This window comes from Microbispora sitophila (assembly GCF_014892245.1).
Classification (GTDB): Bacteria; Actinomycetota; Actinomycetes; order Streptosporangiales; family Streptosporangiaceae; genus Microbispora; species Microbispora siamensis.
The window spans coordinates 77,590-94,702 of the sequence record NZ_JADBGC010000004.1; the positions used below are offsets into that span (position 1 = coordinate 77,590).

Consider the following 17,113-nt stretch of genomic DNA (forward strand, 5'->3'; position numbering starts at 1 on the left):
GACCGGCCGTCCGCGTTCTTTGCCGGCACCCGGTCCCCGGACTGCCCGAACGGTACGTGAACAGGGAATAACCCCCGGAAAGCGACGCTAGGGGGACGGACGTGCGTGCTGGTGCGGGGGTGCTGGCCCTTCTCGTGATGGTTGCCGGGTGTTCCACGTCGGGCGGACGGGACGAGGATCGAGGCTCCGGGACGGCGATCAGCATCAGCCCGCTCGACGGCGCCGCCGACCTGCCGCCCGAGCTTCCGATCCTGATCGGCGCGGCCGGCGGCAAGCTCACCCACGTGGCCGTACAGGCTGGCGGAAAGCCCGTCGCGGGCGTGTTCAGCCCCGACCGCACCCAGTGGCGCAGCGAGCGTCCCATGGCCCCGGGGACGGCCTACAGTGTCGAGGCGACGGCCGCGGGCCCCGGCGGCTCGACGACCAGGACCGTCCGATTCGCCACGAAACAGGCCACCAAGACCTTCGGCGTCTCCACTCTGCTGCCCAACAAGCAGGACACCGGCCTGACGGTCGGCGTCGGCATGCCGATCATCATCACCTTCGACAAGCCGATCACCGACCGCGTGTCCGTCGAGCGCAACCTGATCGTGCAGGCGTCCAAGCCCATCGACGGCGCCTGGCACTGGCTCGACGACAAGAACGTGGTCTTCCGCCCGGAGAAGTACTGGCCGACGTACACCAAGGTCCGCGTCACCGCACGCCTGGCCGGCATCAGGGGCGGCGAGGGCATGTACGGCAAGCAGGACTACGTCCGGGACTTCGAGATCGGCCGTTCGCAGATCAGCGTGGCCAACACCCAGACCCACTACATGAAGATCGAGCGGGACGGCAAGCAGATCAAGAACATGCCGATCAGCGCGGGCATGGGCGACGTGCTCCGCCACCACACCACCAGCGGCATCCATGTGGCGATGTCCAGGGAGGACGTCACGGTCATGACCTCGCCGGACGCCTCGCCGGGGCAGGCCGGCTACTACGAGACGACCGTGTACAACAGCGTCCGCATCTCCAACACCGGCGAGTACGTCCACGGTGCTCCGTGGTCTGTCGGCGACCAGGGCAACTCCAACGTCAGCCACGGCTGCGTGAACATCAGCCCGGAGAACGCCAAGTGGTTCAAGAACAACACCCTGATCGGCGACCCGATCATCGTGACCGGGACGCCGCGCAGGCTGGAGGCGACCAACGGCTGGAGCTACTGGCAGGACTCCTGGCCTGCCTGGCTCAAGCAGAGCCGTCTGCGCGCCGCTCCTTCCGAGACCCTCTGAGCGGCCTCCGACCAGCGGGCGGCCGGCGTGTCTCGTGGCGGCGGAAGACCGCCCAGCACACCGCCAGGGCCGCCGCGAACGCCGGCAGCCATGCCAGTCGGGCGGCCACCCAGCCGGGATCGCCGGGGACGGTGTGCAGGCCGGGCAGTGCCCGGCCCGCGAGCCGCAGGGCCGCCGCCGTGACCGCGATCATCGCGGTCTGGTGCCAGAGGAAGATCGTCATCGCGGAGAGGTTGGCCACCGCCACCAGCGCCCAGGCGGCGGGACGGCGCAGCACCCGCCGCAGCGGCCCGGACAGCAGCAGGGCCGCCCCGCACTGGGCCAGTCCGAACGCCACAGCCGCCAGTGTGGGCGGTGACTGGTTGGAGACCGGCGCGCCCGGCACGCCGACCATGGACGCCGGATAGCCGGCCCACAGGACGAGACCGGTGGTGGCCGCGGTCCCGCCGAGCAGCAGCGCCCACCCGGTCGCCCGGCCGCCCAGCCGCCCGCCCGCCCACAGGGCGCCGAGGCAGTACGGCACAAGCCAGCCGGTCCCCACGTTGATCCACCCGACCCAGGACGGCCCGTCCAGGCCGAACCGCACGAGATCGGCCACCGCGACCGCGGCGAGCGGCCACACCGGGTGCAGCCGGGCGGCGAGCGGGGTCACCGCCGTCAGCGCCGCGAAGACCAGCAGGAACCACATCGGCGCCCAGACCAGCTTGACCAGCGCGTACACGGTCCCCGGGTCGGCTCCCCAGGCGAGCATCGCGACCGCCGCCGCGCTCCACACCCCCACCAGGGGCACGACCGGGCGGAACAGGCGGGCCATCCGGGCGGCGGCCCACCGGCCGTGGCCCACGCCCCCGACTCGGGCGCGACCGTGGCTCTCGACGGCCACCCGCCCGCCCACGAAGAAGAACACGGCCATGGTCTGGAACAGCCAGGAGACGGGCGCGAGCTGCGGCATGTACTTCAGCGGGCTGGTGACGCGCAGGACGCCGCTGTCGGCGACAGGTGCGGTCACCAGCCAGTGGCCGAGCACCACACCGGCGATGGCGAGGGCACGCAGCGCGTCGACGGCGCGGTCGCGCCGGACGGGAGTGGCCTCCTCGGCGCGCCGGACGAGGTCATGAATCACGGCTCACCTCGGTGGGAACATGCCCGGAGACGATCCGGGCGATGTTCGCCAGCGCGGGCGATCCGTCTTTCAGATAGTCGCTGTGCCCGCCGTCGCCCGCGGCGAAGATCCGGGCGCCGAACCGGGGATCCACGGGATCCTCCCCGAGCCCGATCGTGCCGAAGGGAAGGCGCAGCGCCGCGTGCGGCAGGTCGGCGACCCAGTCCCCGGTGCCCCGGGCGGCCCACACGGCCGCCCGGGTGCGCATCGCCGCCGCGTCGTCCACTCCCGCGCCGGGGCTGCCGTACAGGACGATGTCCGCGACGTCCAGGCCCGGCGCGGCGCGGCCGCACACCACGCCGCCGTACGAGTGGCACAGCAGGCTGATGCGGGCGGCGGGCTTGAGCCGGGCCAGGTCGCGGACGAAGGCGCGTAGTGCGGGGACGGCCTCGTCCGCGCGGCCGGGGGTCATCGCCTGGAGGCTCACGGTGCTCGGAGTCCGGTATCCGAGCCAGGCGACGACGGCCCCCCACGGGCCGAGTGCCCGCTGCAGCCGCATCGAGCCGCCCCGAAGAAGCCCGTACGTGTCAAGGCCGGTGCCGGAGCCGGGGACGATCACCGCGATCCGGTCGGCGGCGGCCAGGTCGCCGAACACCTCGGCGGCCCGGCCGCCGTCGCGGCCGTCGAAGGACAGGAAGTGCCGGGTGGGGTCGGCCATCGCCCGCAGCATCGCGGCCCGCCATCGATGACCGGCCGCCACGGCGGTCCGCATCGCCGCCTCGACGGCGCCGCGGGTGGCGGCGTACCGCCCGGCCAGGCTCGCGGTGGTCGCGGTCCGTAGCGGGGGCAGGGGCGGCGGGACGGGCGCGGGGACCGCCTCGGGACGTGCCGCGCCGGTCACCGGAACGGCGAGCGCGGCGACGACGAGCGTGGCGAGCAGCCTCCGGCGTAGGCGGCCGCGGGCCGGACTGCGCCGAAGGAGCGCGAGCGGGCCGCGGCGTGCGCCCGTGCCGCCGCGGGGAAGGGGGAGCGGCGCCGGTGGCCGGTCGTGGGCCTCCGGCGGCTGTGCGGTGTCGATCACCCGGTTCACGGTGCCGTGCGGCACGTCCCCACCGCATCGGACCGTAAGTCACATTCGCCGCGGCACCGGTCGACCGTGGACGTAGACCTCTGGTCGGATGCCCGCAAAAGGGGCACGCCAGTACGCTCTGGTCATGCAGGTCGCGCGCCCGAGTCCCTTTCTGGAGCGCCTGCCGCCCGGGGCCTGGGTTGTCCTCGCCTGGTGTGGGGGCATGGCGTTCACGTTCCTGATGCGGATGCGGCTGCCCGGCGAGTGGTACCCCGCCGCGCGCCCGGCGGCGCAGTTCTTCCGGTGGGAGGGTCTGGTCACCATGGCGGCGGCCACCGTATGCGCGCTGGCCGGGGGCGTTCTGCTGCGCCGCAGGCCGCTGCCGGCTCTGGCCCTGCTGCTCGCCGCGTCCGCTCTCGGGACGGTGCCCTTGGGCGTGGCGGAGATTCCGCTGCCCCAGTTCCTCGCGGCCGAGGTCGCGGTGTTCTTCATCGCCGTCGGACGGCCGCGTGCGACCGGCGTCGCCGCCGTCGGCACGAGCCTCGCCGTGCTGGGCGGTTATCTGGCTGTCCGGCTGCTGTGCGGGTGGCCGATCGCGATGTCGTCCGAGACGGCCGTGGCCCTGACGACCGTCATCGCCTGGCTGCTCGGCGACTCGGTGCGCGAGTCCCGTGAGCACGCCGAGCAACTGCGCGCCAGCGCCGCGACCCAGGCGGTCACCGACGAGCGGCTCAGGATCGCCCGCGAACTGCACGACATGGTCGCCCACAGCATCGGCGTCATCGCGCTGCAGGCAGGCGCCGCCCGGCGGGTCATCGACACCCAACCGGAGCGGGCACGGGACGCGCTGGGGGAGATCGAGACGGCCGGCCGGGAGACGCTGTCGGGGCTGCGCCGGATGGTCGGCGCGCTGCGCAGCCCCGAGCAGGAGCGTCCGGCGCCGCCCGCACCGCTGGAGCCGGGTTTCGGCCTCGCCGACGTCGACCGGCTGGCCGCCACGACCACGCAGGCGGGCGTACGAGTCGACGTACGCCGGTCGGGGGAGCCCCGTCCACTGCCGCCGGAGATCGACGTGTCGGCCTACCGCATCGTCCAGGAGGCCGTCACCAACGTGGTGCGTCACGCCGGTACGACGTCGTGCCAGGTGCGCATCGACTACCGGGACGACGAGGTGCGCATCGAGGTTCTCGACGACGGGCGCGGCGGTGACACCGGCGGAGGTTACGGCCTGATCGGGATGCGCGAGCGGGTCGGCGTCCTGCGCGGGACCTTCGACGTGGGGCCGCGTCCCGAGGGAGGCTTCCGGGTCGAGGCCCGCCTGCCCGTGCCCGCGGGAGTCCGATGACCGTCCGCGTGCTGCTGGCCGACGACCAGCCTCTGGTCCGCGCCGCCCTGCAGATGGTCATCGCCGACGCGCCCGACCTCGACCTGGCCGGGGAAGCGGGCACCGGTGCGGAGGCGGTACGGATGGCGGAGGACGTCGAGCCCGACGTCGTGGTGATGGACATCCGCATGCCCGGCATGGACGGCATCGAGGCCACCCGGCTGATCACCGCGGGTTGTGGCGCCCAGGTCCTCGTCCTGACGACCTTCGACGACGACGAGTACGTCTACGGTGCGCTGCGCGCCGGGGCGTCCGGGTTCCTCGTCAAGGACATGGCCCTGGACGACATCCTCGCCGCGATCCGGGTGGTCGCCGCGGGGGAGGCCCTGATCGCCCCGCGGGTCACCCGCCGGCTGATCGAGGAGTTCGCGGGCCGTCCCGTGCCCGGCCCGCGGCCTCGGCGGGTCACAGGGCTCACCGAGCGGGAGGCCGAGGTGCTGACCCTCGTGGGGCGCGGCCTGTCCAACGCGGAGATCGCCGCCGAGCTGTTCATCAGCGCCGCCACTGTGAAGACGTATGTGACGCGGCTGCTCGCCAAGCTGGATGCTCGTGACCGCGTGCGGCTCGTCATCATCGCCTACGAGACGGGCCTCGTCGCACCGACCGGCTGAGCGGGTCCCGATAAGCGAAGCGGGAAACACAGCGGCCCGGCAGGGGGAGTGGTTCCCCCTCCTGCCGGGCCGTTTCGTGCCGGTCAGTCAGGCGCCCGTCAGTGGAGCTCCTTGCGGTCGCCGGCGCCGACGCCCGCGTGCTCCTCCTCGTGGGCCTCCTCGTGGTGGCCGTCGGTCAGCGGGACCCGGTCGGTCCCGTACGCCTGGCTCATCTTGGCGCGGAGCCGGCCGATCGCGCTGCGGGCGCCCTTGGGCGGGATGCCCTCGCCGTCCTCGGCGCTCTCGAGAACCGGGATCTCCTTCTTGCCGCGGATGTGCTCGGCGATGTCCTCCGCCGGCGGCGTGTGGACCTCGATGTACTGGCCGTTCGGCAGCCGCTTGATGACGCCGGACTCCACGCCGTGGGACAGCACCTCGGCGTCCTTGCGCTGGAGGCCGATGCACATCCGGTAGGTGATCCAGTACGCGATGGCCGGGCCGACGAAGACGGCGATCCGCCCGAACCAGGTCGTCGTGTACAGGTCGACGTGGAAGTTCGCCGAGATCTCGTCGTTGGCGCCCAGCAGCCACAGGATGCCGTAGAACGTCATGCCCGAGATGCCGATGGCCGTGCGGTGCGGGTTGTTGCGCGGCCGGTCGGCGACGTGGTGCTCGCGGCGGTCGCCCGTGATCCACTGTTCCAGGAACGGATACAGCGCCAGGCCCGTCATGACGATGCCCAGCGGCACCAGCGCCGGGATCAGCACGCTCAGCGTGACCGTGTGGCCGAGGAAGTTGATCTCCCACGACGGCATAAGACGGAGCGAGCCCTCCAGGAAGCCCATGTACCAGTCGGGCTGCGAGCCGGCCGAGATGTCCGCCGGCGTGTACGGCCCGAACAACCAGATCGGGTTGATCTGGGCGAACGTGCCGAGCAGCGCGATGACGCCGAACGTGAATAGGAAGAACGCGCCCGACTTGATCATGAAGGCCGGGTAGAACGGAGCGCCCACCACGTTCTTGTCGGTCCTGTTCTTGCCCGGCATCTGCGTGTGCTTCTGCACCCACATCAGGATCATGTGCGCCGAGACGAGCGCGAGCAGGATGCCCGGGATCAGCAGGATGTGGATCGAGTAGAACCGCGAGATGACGTCGTGGCCCGGGTACTCGCCGCCGAACAGGAAGAACGAGACGTAGGTGCCCACGATCGGGATCGACTGTGCGACGCCCTGGGTGATCCGCAGACCCGCGCCGGAGAGCAGGTCGTCAGGGAGGGAGTATCCGGTGAGGCCCTCGAAGAGCGCCAGCGAGAGCAGGAGGATGCCGATGATCCAGTTGAGCTCGCGCGGCTTGCGGTACGCACCGGTGAAGAAGATCCGGAGCATGTGCACGGTCATGCCGCCCACGAACAGCAGCGCCGCCCAGTGGTGGATCTGCCGCATCAGCAGACCGCCACGGACGTCGAAGCTGATGTTCAGCGCCGAAGCGTAGGCCTCCGACATCTTCACGCCGTACAGCGGGGCGTAGCTACCCGTGTACGTGACCTCGCCCATGCTCGGCTTGAACCAGAACGTCAGGAACGTACCGGTCAGCAGCAGGATGATGAACGAGTAGAGCGCGATCTCCCCCAGGAGGAACGACCAGTGGTCGGGGAAGATCTTCCTCAGGTTGCGCTTGAGGAAGTTCCCCGCGCCGATGCGGTCGTCGACGAAGGTCGAGACGCCTGCGATGGCCTTCGGGGGAGCGTTCATTTTGCGTTCTCCCTAGCTTCGGCTTCAGCGTCGCCACGCTCCCAGAAGCTGGGACCGACGGGGACCTTGAAGTCGGACTTCGCGACGAGGTAGCCCTCCTCGTCGATTCCGATGGGGAGCTGCGGCAGCGGCCGGGCGGCGGGGCCGAAGACGACCCTCGCTCCGTCCGCCGCATCGAAGGTCGACTGGTGGCACGGGCAGAGGATGTGGTGCGTCGTCTGCTCGTAGAGAGCCGCCGGGCAGCCCACGTGGGTGCAGATCTTGGAGTAGGCGACGATGCCGTCGTGCGTCCAGTTCAGGTTCGTGCCGGACTTGAGCTCCTCCGGACGGAACTTGAGCAGGATCAGCGTCGCCTTGGCCAGCGCGTTCAGGTCCTCCTCGTAGCCCTCCGGGACCACGGAGAGGATGCCGCCGGGCGAGTTGAAGTCGGCCGCGCGGATCGGCTGGCCGGAGCCCTCGACCACGAGGCGGCGCGGCTTGCCGTTCTTGGTGGGCTCGCCCCAGACGGTGTGCCTGAGCGCGGTCCCGGGGAGCGGGCCGAGGTCCTTCAGCAGCACCAGCGGGAGCAGGCCCAGCGGAGCGGCGGCCAGCAGCAGCGTGCGGCGCAGCAGCTTGTGCTTGACGAACCCGCTCTCGTCGGCGCCCTGGAGGAAGGTCTCCTTGACGTACTCACGCGTGCCGTCGTCGGAGCGCATCTCGTGGCGCTCCTGGATCAGGTTGTACTTCGGCATGATCTGCCGCACCCAGACCGTGAGGCCCGCGGCCAGCGCGAGCAGGGCCAGGGCGAGGGTGCCGCCGAGCGCGAGGTTCGACGTGGCCGTCTTGTCGATCGTGCCGACCTGGAAGATCACGTACGAGGCGATGAAGCCGGCCCCGGCCAGGAAGGTGATCAGGAACAGCAGCGCGACGAGGCGCTCGGCCTTGCGGGCCTTGACGGGGTCCTGAGGGATCACGCCGGGAACGCCCTCGGGCGCGTGGATCGGGTCGGAGTCGACGATCGGCGCGTCCGCGGGCGGCGTGCCGAGGACGCGCGTCCGCACCCGGCCGCTCTCGGGGTACTCGTTCTGCTCTGTCATGCCGCCCGTCGCTTCTTCGCTGTGATCCAGATGGAGGCCAGGATCAGGAGGCTGAGACCCACGACCCACGCTACAAGGCCCTCGGTGACGGGGCCGATACGGCCCAGACCCGAACCGCCCGGGTCGACCTGCGACCGCACGTGGGTGATGTACGCGATCATGTCGCGCTTCTGCTCCGGCGTGATCGTCGAGTCGTTGAACACCGGCATCGCCTGCGGGCCGGTGGCCATCGCCTCGTAGATCTGCGTCGGCGTCGCCGGGTTCAGCGGCGGCGCGTACTTGCCGTAGGTCAGCGCGCCGCCGGCGCCCACGAAGTTGTGGCACTGGATGCAGTTGGCGCGGAAGAGCTCGCCACCCTTGGCCGGGTCACCCTTGGCCGGGTCGACCTGCTCGGCGCTGGGCACCGTCGGGCCGCCGCCCAGCGACTGGACGTACGCCGAGAGCTGGTCGACGGCCTGGTCGGTCGCCCACTCCGCACGCGGCTTGCGCGGAGCCTGGGGACCCGCGTCGGCGGCCGGCATGCGGCCGCTGCTCACCTGGAAGTTCACGGCGGCGGCTCCGACGCCGATGAGCGTGGGAGCCTTCTTGGTGCCCTCGGCGTTCATGCCGTGGCAGCTCGCGCAGTGCGCCACGAAGAGGCTCTTGCCCTGCGCCACGTCGTCGGCCTTGCCGGACGCGATCGCGGCGTCCGCGGTGCTGCCGTTCGGCGCCGCGAGCGCGTAGCCGCCGCCGAGCAGGCCAAGCGCGAGCGCCACGACGGCGACTCGCGCGAGGGGATGGCGCCGTCGGGCGGTGATGGAGTTCACCGAAATCCCCGTTCCGATCATTTGATGATGTAGATGGTCGCGAAAAGGCCGATCCAGACCACGTCGACGAAGTGCCAGTAGTAGGACACGACGATCGCGCTGGTCTGCTGCTCATACGTCAAGCGCTTCGCGGCGTACGTGCGTCCCAGGATGAACAGGAACGCGATCAGACCACCCGTCACGTGCAAGCCATGGAAGCCCGTGGTCAGGTAGAACACCGAGTCGTACGGGGAGTGCGAGAGGACGTGGCCCTCGCGCGCCAGGTTCCCGTACTCGTAAAGCTGTCCGCCCACGAAGAAGGCGCCCATCAGGAAGCTTACGACATACCAGAATCGCAGCTTCTTGACGTCGCCTCTTTCCACAGCCCACACGCCCAGCTGGCACGTGACACTCGACAGGACCAGAACGGTCGTGTTGAAGGTCGCGAACGGGACTTCGAGGTGCGCCTCGGGCCAGTGCGTGCCCTGTCCGAGGCTGACCGACCGGATGGTGAAGTACATCGCGAACAGCGCCGCGAAGAACATGAGCTCAGAGGACAACCACACGATGGTCCCGACCTGAACCAGGTTCGGCCGGCTGGACCCGTGCGGTCTCGTCGTCGTAGTAATTGCGGATGCTGTCGCCACGCCCAGCATTATTGCGGCTCCCCAGGTCGGGTCGCCCCACGACCCCCCGCTAGGGTCCATACGCGCCCACGAAACGGGCATGTCACGGCAATCGCCCCGGGGCTGCGAGCCCTGCAGCCGCGCCGGTAGCATCACGATGACCATACCCCGCGATTCGACAGTGAGCGTGAAATGAGGGTTCTCGTCTACAGCGACGACGCAGGCACCCGGGAGAAGGTGCGGCTGGCCATCGGGCGGCGCCCCGCCGCAGACGTGCCCCTCGTCGAGATCGTCGAGTGCGCGACCCAGCCGGCCGTGATCAAGCACCTCGACTCCGGCGACATCGACGTCGCCGTCCTCGACGGTGAGGCGCAGCCGGCCGGCGGCATGGGAGTCAGCAGGCAGGCCAAGGACGAGGTGCACAACTGCCCCCCGATCCTGCTGCTCATCGCCCGCAGGGACGACCGCTGGCTGGCCAACTGGTCCCGTGCCGACGCCGTCGTCGCCCAGCCCATCGACCCGGTGGTCCTCGCCGAGGCCGTGGCCGACCTCATGCGGCGCCGCCTCAGCCTCACCCGGGCGCACTGAGCCCGGAGCACCAGACCGGGCGCACTGAGCCCGGAGCACTGAGCCCGGAGCACCAGACCGGGCGCACTGAGCCCGGAGCACCAGACCGGGCGCACTGAGCCCGGAGCACTGAGCCCGGAGCACCAGACCGGGCGCACTGAGCCCGGAGCACTGAGCCCGGAGCACCAGACCGGGCGCACTGAACCGGGTGCGCCCGGCCCGGGGCTCACGCGTCACCAGGCCCACCCGGCGGCCGGGGGTCACCGGGCTCTCGCTTCACCCAGGCACGCCGGCGACGCCCGGCCGCACCGCAAGGCCGACCCGTCGATCCGACCCCACATCGAAACCCGCGGAGCCCACCATGGACACGCGCACCACCTGGCCCTCCACGCTGAACGCCCTGCTGGCGGGCGAGAACCTGACGGCCGACGAGACGGCCTGGGTAATGGGGGAGATCATGTCGGGGGCGGCGACCCCGGCGCAGATCGCCGCCTTCGCCGTCGCCCTGCGGGCCAAGGGCGAGACCGTCGCCGAGGTGACGGGCCTCGTCCGCACCATGTTCGAGCGCGCGACCCCGCTCACGGTCGAGGGGCCGGTGGTCGACATCGTCGGCACCGGCGGCGACCGGGCGCACACCGTCAACGTCTCGACGATGGCCGCGATCGTCGCGGCGGCGGCCGGGGCCCGGGTCGTCAAGCACGGCAACAGGGCCGCCTCCTCGCTGTGCGGCGCGGCCGACGTGCTCGAGCACCTGGGCGTCGCCCTCGACCTGTCTCCGGAGACCACCGCCAGGGTCGCCGTGGAGGCTGGCATCGCCTTCTGCTTCGCGCCCGTCTACCACCCCGCGCTGCGCTTCACCGGCCCGCCGCGAAAGGAGATCGGCGTGCCGACGGTGTTCAACTTCCTCGGGCCGCTGGCCAACCCCGCGCGTCCCGCCGCCCAGGCCATCGGCGTGTTCGACGCGCGCATGCTGCCGGTCATGGCCGGGGTCTTCGCCGAGCGCGGCGTGTCGGCGCTGGTCTTCCGGGGCGACGACGGCCTGGACGAACTGTCCACCGCGGCCCCGTCGGCGGTCTTCGTCGTCCGGGACGGCACCGCGACCCAGACGACGATCGACCCGGCGGACCTCGGCATCCCCCGCTCCCAGCCGGGCGACCTGCGCGGCGGCGACGTCGAGTTCAACGCGGCGGCCGTCCGCGACCTGCTGCGCGGCAAGACCGGGCCGGTACGTGACGCGGTGCTGCTGAACGCGGCGGCCGGTCTGGTCGCCTACGACGGCCCGGGCGACGACCTGATCGGCGACCTGCGCGCCGCGTATGCCCGCGCGGGCGAGGCGGTCGACTCGGGCAGGGCCGCGCAGACCCTGGAGCGCTGGATCGAGATCAGCCGGGCGCTCGGCTCCACGGCCTGATCGCGCTCCTGGTCCGGATCGCCTCCATCGCGGGAGGGATCACGCGTCCGCCTTGATGGGGACGTGCCGGGTTCGGCCTGAGCCGTACCGTTCCCGCCATGATGCGCCTGTTCGCCCTTCGGGCCTTCCACCGCTGGGCCGCCTTGGCCCGCGGTGGGATGGCCATGCTCGCCGCCGGTCTCCGCGGTGCGCCCTTCACCGGTTCGCGCCCCGGCGCGGTCTCCCCGGAGCGGGACCGCGGCAGGGACGGACGGCAGGCTCGGGCGGAGGAGGGGAACGGCGCGGGGCCCGGGCGTCCCGCTCATTCCGCCACCGAGGACGACGTCGTCTGGGAACGCCTGCGGATCGCCTCGGAACTGCACGACCTGGTGGCCCACGACCTGAGCGTGATGACACTGGGCGTGGGAGCGGGCCGGGTGATCATGGACAAGGACCCGGAACGGGCGCGGCAGACGTTCCGCGAGGCCGAGGAGTCGGGCCGCCGGGTCCTGTCCGACCTGCGCCGGATGATGGGCCTGTTGCGCATGGACGGGCAGCGCCGCGGCCCCCAGCCGGGTCTGGGAGACCTGCCCGGGCTGATCGACGACTTCCGCGCGAGCGGGCTCGCCGTCTCGTTCACCGAGGCCGGCGCCCGGGGGAGCGGCCCCACGCTGGAGTTGTCGGCATACCGCATCGTGGAGGAGGCACTGGGCAACGCCCTGTGGTACGGCATGGCCCGCACCGCGACGGTCACGCTGCGGTGGCTGCCCGCCGTCCTTGAGGTCGTCGTCCACGACGACGGGCTGCCCCGCGACCGGCTCGTCGGCACCTGGGAGCGCGCGGCGCTGTTCGGCGGCTCGGTCGCCGCGCACCCGCTCCCCGGCGGGTTCGAGGTCCGCGTCCGGCTGCTGCGCCCGGCCTGATCCGCACGCCCGCACGCGACGTGCTCCCCCCGCCTGGCCTGCCCCGGCCTCGCCCGACCGGCCTCGTCCTGCCTGGCCTGCTGCGCCCCTGCTCCGCACTGCCTGGCCTGCTCCGCCCTGCCTGGCCGCCCGCTCCGCGTGGCCGGGCGGGATCAGTCCGCGTCGGCGAGGCCGATGGAGAAGGCCGCCTCCAGGTCGTGGCGGGAGTAGGTGCGGAAGGCGATGTGCGTCTCGGTGTGGCGCACGCCGGGCACCTTGTTGACGCGGCCGGGCACGACCTCGGCCACCTCGTCGTAGCGGCCGACCCTGACCATGGCCAGCAGGTCGAACTCGCCGGTGATCGAGTACACCTCGCTGACGCCCTCGATCTCGGCGATGGCCTCGGCGACCTCGGGGATCCTGTCGACGTCCGCCTTGATGTGGACGATCGCGGTGACCATTCGCTCTCTCCTGCTGTCTCGCGGCTCGGCTCTGTCGCCCCCGACCTTAGTGCCACTCGCGCCGCGTCACCGCAGGGGCCGTCCCTCACGGCGGTCGCCGCGCTGGTGCCGGTAGGCGCGCTCGATGCGCTCGACCAGCCGCCCCGCGCCGTACGCGGGAAGGCTCCAGGTGCCGTCGACCTGGACGAGGCGCACGCCGGGGGAGTCGAGCCAGCGCAGCACGCACTCGGTCTCCTCGGCGCTGGCGGCCGGGGTGGGGCCGGGACCGGGGACGACCGTCTCCGCCGTGGCGACCAGCGCGTCCACGTACGGCGTGGGGTGGGCGCCCCGGGGCATCACCCCGGCCGCGGCGAGCCTGCCGTGCCGGATGACGTGGATGTCCCAGCCGCCGTCGAAGGCGGGGCTGGCCGCGACCATCTGCGGGATGCCGGTCAGCGAACGCAGGCGCTGCATGCGCGCGGCTGTCCTGACGTAGGCCGCGAGCCGGTCCCTGTCGACGGCCGCCTCCTCGTATCGCTGCTCGGCCGACAGGCGCCGCATGCGCGCCTCCATCGCCGAGAAGACCGCCTCCCCGTCGAGCTCCATCGCGTGCCGGGCGCGGCGGACGTGGCGGGCGTAGCCCTCCTGGCTCTCCCGGCCCTCGCAGGGCGCGCCGCAGCGGCCGATCTCGGCGAGCGCGCAGGCGGGGCGCCGCACGCGGGCCGACAGCCGTTCGGTGCACTGACGCAGCGGCAGCGCCTCGTGCATGGCGGTCCGAGCGTCGTCGGCGGTGCGGCTGCTGCCGAACGGGCCGAGGTAGGCCGCGCCGTCGTCCTTCACCTCGCGCACGACGCTGAGCCGGGGGAACGGCTCGTCGGTCAGCTTGAGCCAGACCGCCCGCTCGGGGAAGCGGGACCGTCTGTTGTAGCGCGGCTTGGTCGCCCCGATCATCCGCAGTTCGCGGATCTCCGCCTCCAGCGCGGTGGCGCAGACGATCGTCCTGACCCGCTCGGCGATGCCGACCATCTCGCGGATGCGGGAGCGCGTCTCGCTCGCCGTGAAGTAGCTGCGCACCCGGTTGCGCAGGTTGGAGCTCTTTCCGATGTAGAGCGCCTCGCCCTTGGCGTCCTCGAAGACGTAGACGCCCGGCGCGCCGGGCACCCCGTCGGCGAGGTGGCGTTTGCGCTGCTGCTCCGGCGTGGGGGCGCGCACGAAGCCGCGCAGGTCTTCCAGCGTGTGCACGCCGAGCGACCCGACCCGCGCGATGAGGCCGTGCAGGACGTCGACCGTGGCCTGCGCGTCGGCCAGCGCCCGGTGGCAGGGCTCGGTGGAGCTGCGGAAGACCCGCGCGAGGGTGGCCAGCTTGCAGTTGGGGGTCTCGTCGCGGGTCAGCACGCGGCGCGCGAGATCGGCCGTGTCCACCACCGGGTTGGCCGGGGGCGGGTAACCGTTGACCTGGCACGCCGCTTTCAGGAACGACATGTCGAAGGGCGCGTTGTGCGCCACCAGCGCCGCCCCGGCGATGAACTCCAGGAAGCTCGGCAGCACCTCGGAGAACTTCGGCGCGGCCACGACCATCGCGTCGGTGATGCCGGTCAGCACGGAGATGAACGGCGGGATGGGGCCGCCGGGGTCGACCAGCGTGGCGAACTCGCCGATCACCTCGCCGCCGCGCACCTTCACGGCGCCGATCTCCGTGATGGCGTGCTCCGCGGGCGACCCGCCGGTGGTCTCCAGGTCGAAGACGACGAACGTCACCTCCCGCAGGGGAGTGCCGAGCTCGTCCAACGTGCCCTGTACCGCATCCACGCCCATGACCATAGAAGTCCCGACCGACAATTGCCGCCCCCGCCCTGGGCGGAGGCAAAGCGACGGTCAAGTGAGCGGCTACGCGGAGGCCGCTCCGGCCCGCCACTCACGGGCCAGCATCGCGTAGATCAGTTCGTCGCTCCACGCGCCGGCGAAGAACTCGTTCTCCACCAGGCGGGCCTCCAGGCGCATGCCGAGCCGCTCCATGAGGCGGGCGGAGGGGGTGTTGCGCGCGTCGCAGTTGCCGTGCACACGGTGCAGCCCGAGGCCCTCGAACCCGATCCGGAGGATCTCGCGGGCCGCCTCGGTGGCCAGGCCGCGGCCCTGGTACGCCGGATTGAAGACGAACCCGATCTCGCCCTGGCGGTGCTCGCGGCTGCGCAGGAACAGCGTGAGGTCACCGATCACGGGCCCGCCGCCGGCCAGCGCGGCGGCCACGCTGAGCACGTCGCCGTCCTTCCCGAGCGACGCGCAGGCGATCTTCCGGTCGAGCGCGGCCTTCGTCTCCTCCCGCGTGCGGGCGTCCCAGTAGAGGTATCTGGTCACCTCCGGCAGGGAGTGGAAGGCGTACAGGTCGTCGAGGTCGGCCTCGGTGAACGGGCGCAGGACCAGCCGGGGGGTCGTGATCGGGTACGGAGGGGTGAACACGCCGCCAAGCGTAGGGACGGGAGCCGGACGCGTGAACACGCCGCCAAGCGTAGGGACGGGAGCCGGACGCCCGCCAACGGGTTGTGCCCCGCCGCGCCCGGCCCGGTCTCGCCGCCGCCGCGAGCACGGTCACAGATCATGAACGCGACATGGACACGGTGCGACGGCCGTACCCTTGAAGGAAGACAAGAACAAGGGAGTGTCTCGCAGATCTTGCCGTGTGAGGGCGGTCCGGTGGGCGCGCCGCGAGGCTCACGCCTCGCGGACGGCGGGCATCGGGGACGTTCTCGCACTCGGGGGCGACAGCACCGCGAGGCGCCGCCGGGGCGACCGCAGTGAGCAGAAGATCTGTAGGACACGACCGAGGAGCGACGAGATGAGTTCAGCCGGAGAAGGCCTGTCTCGTCCGTTGCCCGAGCAGGTCCGTTTACACGTGGTGGAGGTCGCGGCGCAGGTGCTGGGCTCGATGCCCGCCGCGGCCGTGCCGCCGCCGTTGCGCAACATCGCCAAGTTCGACCCGCGCAAGCGCGCCCGTCTGGGCAGCGCGCCGATCGCGGCCCAGCTGGAGAACGACAAGGAGTTCCGCGAGCGGGTGGCCGAGACGGTGGAGACCGCCTGGCCCGAGCTCGTGGCGAGCCTGGCCGAGGGCACGGTGCCCCCCGCGGCCGAGCCGGTGCTGGTCGCGGCTGCGGCCTACCTGACCCGCCCGCCCGGCTGGCCGGATCTGGTCGAGCAGGCGCGGACAGACCTGGAGCAGGCCGCCGCCGCGGGCACCCAGCGGGAGCAGGCGGAGACGCGGCTGCGTGAGCAGCTCGCGGCGCAGCGCGCCTCCGCCAAGGAGGAGATCGACCGGGTGCGCGAGCAGCTCAAGGCGGCCCGCGCGGAGAACTCCGACCTGCGGCGCAAGCTGCACGACGCCCGGGAGCGGGTCAGGGCCGCCGAGGCCAGGGCGGCCGAGCTGGAGGCGGAGACGGCCGAGGCGCGGGCCAGGGTCGCGAGCGCCAACGGCGCGGCCGAGACCGAGCTGCGCCGGCTGAGGGAGCGCCTGGCGGACGCCGAGCGCCAGCTGGAGGCGAGCCGCAGGGCCGCCCGCGAGGGTCGCAGCATCGAGGACGCCCGGGTGCGGGTACTGCTGGACGCGCTCCAGGACGCCGCCGCCGGGCTGCGCAAGGAACTCGGCCTGCCCACGACGATCAGCAGGCCGGCCGACTACGTGAACGCGGTGCTGCCGGGCGAGCCGGGCGTGACGGCCGTGCCCGCGCGGGCCCTGGCCAACGACGACCCCCAGCTCCTCGACCAGCTCCTGGCCATCCCCCATCTGCACCTGATCGTCGACGGCTACAACGTGACCAAGACCGGTTATCCGTCGCTGACCCTCGCCGACCAGCGGGCCCGGCTGCTGACCGGGCTCGGCGGGCTCGCCGTGCAGACGCGGGCGGAGGTGACGTGCGTGTTCGACGGCGCCGAGCTGAACGGGCCCGTCCAGGTGTCCGCGCCGCGCGGGGTGCGGGTGATGTTCAGCGCGCCCGGGGAGATCGCCGACGACCTCATCCGCACGCTGGTGCGCGCGGAGCCGCCGGGGCGGGCCATCGCGGTGGTCTCCTCCGACCGGGAGGTGGCCGAGTCGGTGCGCCGCATGGGCGCCCGGCCGGTGCCCTCGCTCCTGCTGCTGCGCCGTCTCGGCCGCGGCTGAAGCGCCGTAC

The 17,113-nt window shown here is 72.2% G+C and carries 16 protein-coding genes; 7 read left to right on the forward strand and 9 right to left on the reverse strand.

Features of this window, described 5'->3' with window-relative positions; genetic code table 11:
- Window positions 1-101: 101 nt before the first annotated feature.
- Window positions 102-1,271 carry a L,D-transpeptidase gene (locus IL992_RS08410; RefSeq protein ID WP_319018426.1) on the forward strand — a complete coding sequence of 390 codons (1,170 nt, stop codon included), beginning with the start codon at window positions 102-104 and terminating at the stop codon, window positions 1,269-1,271.
- Here IL992_RS08410 and IL992_RS08415 read toward each other — a convergent pair.
- Both IL992_RS08415 and IL992_RS08420 read right to left on the reverse strand, forming a co-directional pair.
- Window positions 1,228-2,394, reverse strand: a complete 1,167-nt coding sequence (locus IL992_RS08415; protein WP_226872564.1) for an acyltransferase family protein — start codon at window positions 2,392-2,394, stop codon at window positions 1,228-1,230. The genes IL992_RS08410 and IL992_RS08415 overlap by 44 nt on opposite strands.
- Window positions 2,384-3,478, reverse strand: coding sequence for an alpha/beta hydrolase (locus tag IL992_RS08420; RefSeq protein ID WP_319018427.1), 1,095 nt, complete (start codon window positions 3,476-3,478; stop codon window positions 2,384-2,386). Before IL992_RS08420 ends, IL992_RS08415 begins: the two co-directional genes overlap by 11 nt.
- A 109-nt stretch (window positions 3,479-3,587) precedes the next feature.
- Here IL992_RS08420 and IL992_RS08425 point away from each other — a divergent pair, with 109 nt between their 5' ends.
- Both IL992_RS08425 and IL992_RS08430 read left to right on the forward strand, forming a co-directional pair.
- The gene (locus IL992_RS08425) at window positions 3,588-4,787 is read left to right on the forward strand and encodes a sensor histidine kinase (RefSeq protein WP_193202763.1); all 1,200 of its coding nucleotides are present in this window, start codon (window positions 3,588-3,590) and stop codon (window positions 4,785-4,787) included.
- Window positions 4,784-5,437: a response regulator gene (locus IL992_RS08430; protein WP_193202764.1), complete on the forward strand. Its 654-nt coding sequence runs from the start codon at window positions 4,784-4,786 to the stop codon at window positions 5,435-5,437. Before IL992_RS08425 ends, IL992_RS08430 begins: the two co-directional genes overlap by 4 nt.
- Window positions 5,438-5,535: 98 nt before the next feature.
- Here the strand turns inward: IL992_RS08430 and qcrB are convergent, their stop codons facing one another.
- The 4 genes from qcrB to ctaE are packed head-to-tail and all read right to left on the reverse strand — an operon-like array spanning window position 5,536 to window position 9,735.
- Window positions 5,536-7,167 (reverse strand): cytochrome bc1 complex cytochrome b subunit, encoded by a 1,632-nt coding sequence (qcrB, locus tag IL992_RS08435; protein ID WP_193202765.1) that lies wholly within the window; start codon window positions 7,165-7,167, stop codon window positions 5,536-5,538.
- Window positions 7,164-8,243, reverse strand: coding sequence for a cytochrome bc1 complex Rieske iron-sulfur subunit (qcrA, locus tag IL992_RS08440; protein ID WP_193202766.1), 1,080 nt, complete (start codon window positions 8,241-8,243; stop codon window positions 7,164-7,166). The genes qcrB and qcrA overlap by 4 nt, the downstream gene beginning before the upstream one ends.
- Window positions 8,240-9,049, reverse strand: coding sequence for a cytochrome bc1 complex diheme cytochrome c subunit (qcrC, locus tag IL992_RS08445; RefSeq protein ID WP_193202767.1), 810 nt, complete (start codon window positions 9,047-9,049; stop codon window positions 8,240-8,242). The genes qcrA and qcrC overlap by 4 nt, the downstream gene beginning before the upstream one ends.
- Window positions 9,050-9,066: 17 nt before the next feature.
- On the reverse strand, window positions 9,067-9,735 hold the full coding sequence (gene ctaE / locus IL992_RS08450) for an aa3-type cytochrome oxidase subunit III (RefSeq protein ID WP_449843665.1): 669 nt from the start codon (window positions 9,733-9,735) through the stop codon (window positions 9,067-9,069).
- Between the two features lie 111 nt (window positions 9,736-9,846).
- On the opposite strand from ctaE, the gene IL992_RS08455 reads away from it, so the two are divergent.
- The 3 genes from IL992_RS08455 (at window position 9,847) to IL992_RS08465 (ending at window position 12,534) form a co-directional block, all read left to right on the forward strand.
- Window positions 9,847-10,242: a response regulator transcription factor gene (locus IL992_RS08455; RefSeq protein ID WP_079313344.1), complete on the forward strand. Its 396-nt coding sequence runs from the start codon at window positions 9,847-9,849 to the stop codon at window positions 10,240-10,242.
- 340 nt (window positions 10,243-10,582) lie between these two features.
- A complete protein-coding gene (trpD, locus tag IL992_RS08460) occupies window positions 10,583-11,632 on the forward strand; it encodes an anthranilate phosphoribosyltransferase (protein WP_193202768.1) in 1,050 nt (349 codons plus the stop codon).
- Window positions 11,633-11,730: 98 nt separating this feature from the next.
- Window positions 11,731-12,534 carry a sensor histidine kinase gene (locus IL992_RS08465; RefSeq protein WP_193202769.1) on the forward strand — a complete coding sequence of 268 codons (804 nt, stop codon included), beginning with the start codon at window positions 11,731-11,733 and terminating at the stop codon, window positions 12,532-12,534.
- A gap of 152 nt (window positions 12,535-12,686) precedes the next feature.
- On the opposite strand, the gene IL992_RS08470 is transcribed toward IL992_RS08465, so the two are convergent.
- From IL992_RS08470 to IL992_RS08480, 3 genes are all read right to left on the reverse strand, one after another.
- On the reverse strand, window positions 12,687-12,974 hold the full coding sequence (locus IL992_RS08470; protein ID WP_079313341.1) for an Lrp/AsnC family transcriptional regulator: 288 nt from the start codon (window positions 12,972-12,974) through the stop codon (window positions 12,687-12,689).
- A gap of 66 nt (window positions 12,975-13,040) precedes the next feature.
- Window positions 13,041-14,762: a DEDD exonuclease domain-containing protein gene (locus tag IL992_RS08475; protein WP_319018428.1), complete on the reverse strand. Its 1,722-nt coding sequence runs from the start codon at window positions 14,760-14,762 to the stop codon at window positions 13,041-13,043.
- Window positions 14,763-14,840: 78 nt separating this feature from the next.
- A complete protein-coding gene (locus IL992_RS08480) occupies window positions 14,841-15,410 on the reverse strand; it encodes a GNAT family N-acetyltransferase (protein ID WP_193202771.1) in 570 nt (189 codons plus the stop codon).
- A 376-nt stretch (window positions 15,411-15,786) separates the two neighbouring features.
- On the opposite strand from IL992_RS08480, the gene IL992_RS08485 reads away from it, so the two are divergent.
- On the forward strand, window positions 15,787-17,103 hold the full coding sequence (locus IL992_RS08485) for an NYN domain-containing protein (RefSeq protein ID WP_193202772.1): 1,317 nt from the start codon (window positions 15,787-15,789) through the stop codon (window positions 17,101-17,103).
- Window positions 17,104-17,113: the final 10 nt, after the last annotated feature.

Excerpts from the sequence above, each read along its gene's own strand:
- IL992_RS08455 (WP_079313344.1), top strand. The coding sequence starts at position 9,847 with ATGAGGGTTCTCGTCTACAGCGACGACGCAGGCACCCGGGAGAAGGTG.
- qcrB (WP_193202765.1), bottom strand. The coding sequence starts at position 7,167 with ATGAACGCTCCCCCGAAGGCCATCGCAGGCGTCTCGACCTTCGTCGAC.
- IL992_RS08465 (WP_193202769.1), top strand. The coding sequence starts at position 11,731 with ATGATGCGCCTGTTCGCCCTTCGGGCCTTCCACCGCTGGGCCGCCTTG.
- ctaE (WP_449843665.1), bottom strand. The coding sequence starts at position 9,735 with ATGGACCCTAGCGGGGGGTCGTGGGGCGACCCGACCTGGGGAGCCGCA.
- trpD (WP_193202768.1), top strand. The coding sequence starts at position 10,583 with ATGGACACGCGCACCACCTGGCCCTCCACGCTGAACGCCCTGCTGGCG.
- IL992_RS08485 (WP_193202772.1), top strand. The coding sequence starts at position 15,787 with ATGAGTTCAGCCGGAGAAGGCCTGTCTCGTCCGTTGCCCGAGCAGGTC.
- IL992_RS08425 (WP_193202763.1), top strand. The coding sequence starts at position 3,588 with ATGCAGGTCGCGCGCCCGAGTCCCTTTCTGGAGCGCCTGCCGCCCGGG.
- IL992_RS08470 (WP_079313341.1), bottom strand. The coding sequence starts at position 12,974 with ATGGTCACCGCGATCGTCCACATCAAGGCGGACGTCGACAGGATCCCC.
- qcrA (WP_193202766.1), bottom strand. The coding sequence starts at position 8,243 with ATGACAGAGCAGAACGAGTACCCCGAGAGCGGCCGGGTGCGGACGCGC.
- IL992_RS08430 (WP_193202764.1), top strand. The coding sequence starts at position 4,784 with ATGACCGTCCGCGTGCTGCTGGCCGACGACCAGCCTCTGGTCCGCGCC.